The organism is Mesorhizobium sp. M8A.F.Ca.ET.021.01.1.1 (assembly GCF_003998025.1).
Taxonomy (GTDB): domain Bacteria; phylum Pseudomonadota; class Alphaproteobacteria; order Rhizobiales; family Rhizobiaceae; genus Mesorhizobium.
Genome location: NZ_RZSJ01000212.1, coordinates 1 through 7,287 on the forward strand (window position 1 = coordinate 1; position 7,287 = coordinate 7,287).

A 7,287-nucleotide genomic window follows, 5' to 3' on the forward strand; every position below is an offset into this window, starting at 1 on the left:
GACATGGCGGTCGCCGCGCCCGCCATGTCCGCCTTCGGTCTCCTCGAAGAACAGCGTTTTGCCATGTCCGGCCTCCAGCAGGCGGGCCGCCATCTTGCGCGCGTGGCCGGGGTGGACCCGGTCGTCGGCGGTCGAGGTGGTCAAGAGTACCGGCGGATAGGCGGCATCCGCCTTGACATGTTGATAGGGCGAATAGGCCGAAAGCCACTGGGCATCTTCCGGCTTTGACGGATCGCCATATTCGGCCATCCACGAAGCGCCCGGCGGCAATTCGGTGTAGCGCAGCATGTCGAGCAGCGGCACCTCGATGATGACGGCGCCGAAAAGCTCGGGATGCTGTGTCAGGGAAGCGCCGGTCAGCAGGCCGCCGTTGGAGCCGCCCTGAATGCCGAGCGATTGGGCTGTCGCAATACCGCGCCTGACGACATCCTCGGCCACCGCGGCAAAGTCGTCGAAGCCGTTCTGGCGCTTGCCTTTCAGCGCCGCCTGGTGCCAGCCAGGTCCGAATTCGCCACCACCGCGAATGCAGGCCTGCACATAGGCATTGCCTTTCTCCAGCCACAGCCTGCCGCGCACGCCGGCATAGCCAGGCAAGAGCGGCACTTCGAAGCCGCCATAGCCATAGAGCAGCGTCGGCACCGGCCCGTTCTGGTCCCGCCGCCTGACGACGAAGTAAGGGATCATCGTGCCGTCCTTCGATCGTGCCTCGAACTGTTCCGAGATCAGCGGCGAGGCATCGAAGCGGGCCGGCTGCGACTTCACGGTGGCCAGCGTCTCGCCATCGTCATCCGACCAGATGATCGAGCTTGGCGTGAGGAAATCGGTGAAGGAAAAGGACACGGTGGAGCCGAAATGCTCTGCATGGCTGATGCCGACAGTGCCGTTTTCAGGCAGCGCGACGGGCTTCAGCGACCAGGCGCCATCCTTGCGCTCGCAGACGATAACTTTGCCGCGGACATTGTCCATCAGGTTGATGAACAGGCGGTCCTGCGTTCTGGCGAGCCCGGCAATCGAGACGCGATGCGCCGGCGCCAGCAAGGTCTCGATGGCGCCAAAACCGCCAGTTTCGATCCAATACGCGAAGTCGAGCGAATAAAGCCCGTCCGGCTGGCATGCGGTGCCGTCCGGCGCCGTCCACGGAGTGCGCACCCCGAACACCAGCTGATCCCTGAAGAGCGCGGTGTCGGTAACGTCGTCGGGCAGCGGGATGCGGCGGTTCTCGCCCGAAGGGAGGCGCAGGAAACTGTGCGATGCGAAGAAGTTGAGTGTCCGCGCCAGAAACAGATGGCGCTTCTCGCCGTCGAACTCGACGCCGGCGCCAACGGCGAGATCCTCGGTCTTTCCCTCGAAGATCGGGGTTGCCTCTTCCAGCCTGGTGCCGCGCTTCCAGAGCTTGACCACGCGCGGATATCCGGACTCTGTCTTGTCGGCCTCTTCGAACGCGGCCGAGACGATGACCGTGTCCTCATCCAGCCAGCCGAAGCCCGATTTCGAGGCCGGCGCCTGAAAACCGCCTTCGACGAAGGACCTGGCCGCGATGTCGAACTCGCGCATCGCGCTGGCATCACCGCCATCGGGCGACATCGAGACCAGGCAGCGGTTGAAATCGGGGTAGAGCCTGACAGCGCCGCCGAACACCCACTTTATCCCCTCCTTCGCCGCCAGTTGGTCGAAGTCGATGATCGTTTCCCATTCGGGCTTGTCGGTCTTGTAGGAAGCGACCGTCGTGCGCCGCCACAGGCCGAGCGCGTTGGTCTTGTCCTGCCAGAAATTGTAGACATGGCCCGCGATTGCCGCGCCGACCGCGATATTGTCCTCGGCCGTCATCAGGTCGAGCGCCGTCTGGAACGACGCCTGATAGGATGGATCGCCCTGCAATTGCGCCACCGTCACCTCATTCTGCTGGTGAACCCAGTCGAGCGACTGTTTGCTTGTCCTGTCCTCCAGCCAGAGAAAGGGATCTTGTCTCTCGTCAACTGGCCCTGGCTGCCTTTGGGCGATCGAATTGGTCATGTGGGTCTCCGAAAAATTCATCAGGCTCGGTGCCACAAACATCGGCATGACGCTACCGACATTCAACGGGAACAGGTAAAACGGTTCGCGGACGCGACAGCTGTTCAGAGCAGGCAGCCGGCATGCAACGTCTTTACATCGCAACCGAGAAGTTCAGCCCATTCCACGGAAGCGGGTGGAGGGAATACATCGAATGGTCGGGCCTCACCCAGTTGACCGAAGTCGTTACGCTCGACGGGGTGCTTTGCCCAGTTGCGCTCTCGCAGATCAAGAATAGCTACTGGCCTCACATCGTCAACGAAGACAACATGCTCGATTTCTTTGTCGACCTGGACTTCCTGCTCTCGGAATTGGGCGATCCCGCCAACTTCAACATCCTTGGCGTCATCCGAAGGCCTCCGGCAGACGTACGATCGCTTGGTTGGGACGGGTTCACCTTCATGGGCTATGACCTGATGGATCAGGCTGTCGGCGTCAGCGCTTTGACCAATTGCGGTGGCTTCCCAGACGTGTTTGCAAATGCAGAGCTGTCCAGGGTCGGGCTGATTGATGACTTCGATCGAGCCGTGGAGACTCGGGATTCGCTGCGCAGGATGCATCCCGAAGAACGCCATGCCGACTGTGACCTCTGGGCCATTTTCAGGCTGGCGAGCAAACCGGGACCAGGGATTTGAGCATCCCGATACCCCGATGCTACACAACCCGTCTTCGAATAAGCGTCGCCAGCGCCAGCGTGGCGCAGATCGCGCCAAGCGTGGCCGGCAGGCCACCCGCGCCAAGCACATCCATCATGCCACCGGTAAGCGGCGGGACCAGAATGCCGCCGACGCCCCACATCAGCGAGAATGCCGCATTGCCGGCAACCAGCGCCGAGCCGGTAAAGCGCTCGCCGAGCTCGATGATCGACATCGTGTAGATGCCATAAGACACCGCGCCCCAGACGAAGACGCAGGGCCATATCAGCGGGGTTTCGATCAGCAGCGGCAGCAGCACACAGCCGCCCAGCGTCAGCAAGACGCAGAGGAAACGTACCAGGCGGGCCGTCAGCCGCTCGGCCAGCAGGCCAAGCGGCACCTGCATGGCAATGTTGCCGGCAATCATGACCGCCAGCAGCGCCGACATGCGCGCCTCCGCGATGCCATGATGCGTGCCATAGACAGGCAGCAGCGCCAGCGCCGCCTGCTCGAAGCCGGCGGCCACGACCACCGCCGACAGAAGCAGCCAGGCAAGCGGCATGAAACCCATCACCGAAACCCGATGCCCGGCCTCGTCCACCCTGGGCAGCTGCGGCAGAACCGACGCCAGGCAAAAGCCGCACAGCACGAAGGCGCCAATCCCGACAAGGAATGGCGGCCAGCCTTCCGTGCCGACGGCAAGCAGGCAAAGCGGCCCGGTCGCGAAGCCGGCGGAAATGATCGTCGAATAGAGACCCATGATGCGGCCGCGCCGGGCCGGCGGTGCCAGCGCGATCACCCAGATTTCACTGAGCACATAGAGCGGGTTGGTCACCACGCCGATCAGGAAGCGCAGCGGAAACCAGAGATAGACGTTCTGCGTCCAGCCGATCAACGCCAGCACGATAGCCGAGAATGCGGCGCAGGTGAGCGCCGTGCGCCCTGCCCCGAACCGGCGCGCCAGGCCAGGTATCAGCGGCGATGACAGGATGAAGCCGACAGGGGTCATTGCCGCCGACAGGCCGATCATCGCTGGCGAGACGCCCTGGCGCTGCAGGATGAAGCTCAAAAGCGGATAGGACAGGCCCTGCGCGATGGCGAACACGGACACGGTCGCGATCACACCGGTGATCGCCGCCCACTGCATGCTCTCGTCGCTTTTGGTGTCCACCAAGTCCATGATCCCCAGTGCCGTCGCGGTTGCAGACTTAGCGGTTCGGTCCGATGGCGGTAACCCCTGCGGCCCGAACCGACGCGCGGCTCCAGCCAAACCTTGTCAGGAGCCTCCGCGGCGGGCCGATCTATAGAGCGCGAAGGCGACCAGCAAAGCGTCGAGGCCAATGATTACGGTCGGCAATCCCAGTGGTCCGATCGCTTGCATCAGCAGGCCCGCGCCCGGCGGACCGACGATGCCGCCGACGCCCCACAGCAAGGCGAAAGCCGCATTGCCGGTGACCAGCAGCGAGCCCCCGAAGCGGCTGCCGAGTTCGACGAGCGCCATCGTATAGACGCCGTAGCCGACCGCGCCCATTACCAGAAGCACGCCCCAGATCAGCGGTGTGGTGATCAGCAGCGGCAGCAGGACAGCGCAAGTGGTCGTCGCCACCGCACAGGCCAGGATCATCGGCCGGCCGCCGAAGCGCTCGGCGAGCAGGCCAAGCGGTATCTGCAGCAGGATGTTGCCAAGCGACAGCGCCATCACCAAAGCAGCCAGCACGGCCTCGGGCAGGCCATAGCCGGCGCCGAAGACCGGGACCAGCGCATAGGTGCTTTGCTGGACGGCAGCCGAGACCAGCACGGCCAGAAGCAGCGCCGGCGCCAGCCGGGCAAAACCCACAAAACTTCCTGCCGGCTGGCCGTCATCCTCGAACCCGGCGAGCTTCGAGGAGACGAGACGCAGGATGACCGCGCAAAGTACAAAGCCGCCAATGCCGACGCTGAAAGGCCCCCATCCCTCTATGCCGACAAAGGTCAGGGTGAACGGACCCGCCGAATAGCCGGCTCCCATCAGCGTGTTGAACACGCCCATGACGCGCCCGCGTCGCGACGGCGGCGCCAGCGACAGCGCCCACACCTCGCCAAGGATGTAGAGCGGATTGATGACCACCCCGATGATGAAGCGGATGACGTACCAGGCCAACCAGTTCTGCAGATAGCCGATGCCCAGGAAGCACAGCGCTCCGATCAGCGAGCATCCGACTGCCAGGTTTCGCGCACCGACCAGCCGAACCGCCGCCGGCACGAAGGAAGCCGACAGGATCAGCCCGAGCGGCATCATCGCCGCCGACAGGCCGATCAGGCCTGGCGACATGCCTTGCTTCTGCATCAGCAGCGTGAACAGCGGCGAACTCAGCCCTTGCGCCGCTCCGAACATGGCCAGCGCGGCGGTGACGCCGGCGAGCGCTGCCCACTGCGTTCCCGCTTCGCCTTCGCTCGAGCCGGTTGCGACCATGCTGTCATTCCATGTGAGGCGCCGGCTGACCTCCCCGGCGACAGGCTCACCAGCTACTGGCTCGATCCAGGGAAAGAAAGGGCCGCCGAGGAAAATCCGCTTGCGCCAAGGGATGAATGATCAGGCGAATGTCGCGGCAGCGCGGTTGCCGTTCGGGCATGTCGCTTCCCTCGCCCTAGTGGTCGCCGCCTCCGCAATGGTCGGACGGGCGCCGGTCCATTATGCCGCCCGTTATCGCATCCTACGAGGACCATCATGACCGCCGCCCTACAACCCTCAGAGCCGGCTTTGGCACCCGACCGTGCCCGCCGTGGCGGTCGCGCCGGCAAGCGCGCCGGAGGCTCGGCCGCCTTCGAGCAGCCAGCTTTCCGCCAACTGAAAAATCCACTGACGCCGACCAAGCTGGTTTCCGAGGACGAACTCGAATCGATCCACCTCGCCTCCCTGCGCGTGCTCAGGGAAATCGGTGTCGATGTCCTGCACGACGAAGCCCGCCGCATCATGAAGGCGCATGGCGCCGATGTCCGCGAGGGCTCTGAGCGGGTGCGCTTCGACAGCGACATGATCCTCGATCTGGTGTCGAACTGCCCGTCCGAATTCACCATTCATGCCCGCAATCCCGCGCACAATTTGCGCTTCGGCGGCGACAATCTCATCATTTCGATGATGGCCTCGGCACCCAATTGCTCCGACATCGATCGTGGCCGCCGACCGGGCAACCAGCAGGATTATCGCAATTTCCTGCGGCTGGCCCAGATGCACAACATCCTGAACTGCACGGGCGGCTATCCGGTCGAGCCGACCGATATCCACCCGTCGGTCCGCCACCTCGAATGCATCCGCGACCTCGCAACGCTGACCGACAAGGTGTTCCACATCTATTCGCTCGGCAAGGAGCGCAATGTCGACGGCATCGAGATCACCCGCATCGCGCGCGGCATCAGCCACGAGCAACTGCTCGCGGAGCCGTCCGTCTTCACCATCATCAACACCAATTCACCGCTCAAGCTCGACGTGCCGATGATGGAAGGCATCATCCAGATGTCGAGCAAGGGCCAGGTCGTCATCGTCACGCCCTTCACCCTGTCGGGCGCCATGGCGCCCGTCACCATTGCCGGCGCGCTGGTGCAGCAGAACGCCGAGGCGCTGTCGGGCATTGCTTTCGCCCAGATGGTGCGCAAGGGCGCGCCGGTCGGCTATGGCGGCTTCACTTCCAATGTCGACATGAAATCCGGGTCACCGGCATTCGGCACGCCCGAATACATGAAGGCGCAACTCGTCGGTGGCCAGCTTGCCCGCCGCTACAACATTCCCTACCGCACCTCCAACACCTGCGCGGCCAACACGGTCGACGCGCAGGCAGCCTATGAAAGCGTGTTCTCGCTGTGGGGTGCCATCCAGGGCGGCGGCAATCTGATGATGCACGCCGCAGGCTGGCTGGAAGGTGGCCTGCGCTGCTCCTACGAGAAGACCATTCTGGACATCGACCTGTTGCAGATGGTGGCAGAATTCCTGACCCCGCTCGACCTCTCCGAAGAGGCGCTCGGCTTCGACGCCATCCAGTCGGTAGGCCCCGGCGGCCACTTCTTCGGCACCCAGCACACGCAGGATCGTTACAAGACCGCCTTCTATTCGCCCATCCTGTCCGACTGGCGCAATTTCGAGACCTGGGCCGAAGCCGGCTCGCCGACAGCGCTGGAAAAGGCCAACAAGGTCTGGAAGGAGCGGCTGGCGTCCTATGAGGAGCCTTACATGGACCCGGCGATCCGCGAGGAGCTCAACGCCTTCGTCCAGAAGCGCACCGCCGAAGGCGGCGCGCCGACCGACTTTTGATCTATATTGCTGATGAACGGTCGACCCCCACTCCGTCGAGCTTCGCTCGCCACCTCTCCCCCGATCGACGGGGGAGAGGAAAGGCGCGGGCTTATGCCGGCTGGCTCCCTTCCTCTCCCTCCGGAGGGGGGAGAGGTGGCGCCGCGAAGCGGCGACGGAGTGGGGGAAGCCGGTCACGCAACGCGCAGCCGCCGAAAAGCAGGCACGACCCCGCGAGCACGAAAACTCCGGCAAGCCGGCAATCAGGCGGAAGCATTGCTTTGGCTTGAGCTGAAGGCGCGCAAGCTTGGCGGCCATCGCTTTACCCGTCAGTTT

General features: G+C 64.0%; 6 protein-coding genes. 3 read left to right on the forward strand and 3 right to left on the reverse strand.

Features of this window, described 5'->3' with window-relative positions:
- On the reverse strand, positions 1–2,013 hold a 2,013-nt coding region (locus EOA36_RS17710), incomplete at its 3' end, for a prolyl oligopeptidase family protein (RefSeq protein WP_145969203.1).
- 122 nt (positions 2,014–2,135) lie between these two features.
- On the opposite strand from EOA36_RS17710, the gene EOA36_RS17715 reads away from it, so the two are divergent.
- Positions 2,136–2,687: a hypothetical protein gene (locus tag EOA36_RS17715; RefSeq protein ID WP_127278734.1), complete on the forward strand. Its 552-nt coding sequence runs from the start codon at positions 2,136–2,138 to the stop codon at positions 2,685–2,687.
- A 19-nt stretch (positions 2,688–2,706) separates the two neighbouring features.
- Here the strand turns inward: EOA36_RS17715 and EOA36_RS17720 are convergent, their stop codons facing one another.
- Complete coding sequence (locus EOA36_RS17720; RefSeq protein ID WP_127278735.1) at positions 2,707–3,867, reverse strand: MFS transporter; 1,161 nt, start codon at positions 3,865–3,867, stop codon at positions 2,707–2,709.
- 96 nt (positions 3,868–3,963) lie between these two features.
- A complete protein-coding gene (locus tag EOA36_RS17725; protein ID WP_127278736.1) occupies positions 3,964–5,139 on the reverse strand; it encodes an MFS transporter in 1,176 nt (391 codons plus the stop codon).
- Between the two features lie 255 nt (positions 5,140–5,394).
- On the opposite strand from EOA36_RS17725, the gene EOA36_RS17730 reads away from it, so the two are divergent.
- Positions 5,395–6,972 carry a trimethylamine methyltransferase family protein gene (locus EOA36_RS17730; RefSeq protein WP_127278737.1) on the forward strand — a complete coding sequence of 526 codons (1,578 nt, stop codon included), beginning with the start codon at positions 5,395–5,397 and terminating at the stop codon, positions 6,970–6,972.
- A gap of 135 nt (positions 6,973–7,107) precedes the next feature.
- Positions 7,108–7,287, forward strand: a 180-nt coding sequence (locus EOA36_RS38325) for a DUF559 domain-containing protein (RefSeq protein ID WP_245464395.1), incomplete at its 3' end; no start/stop codon positions are given.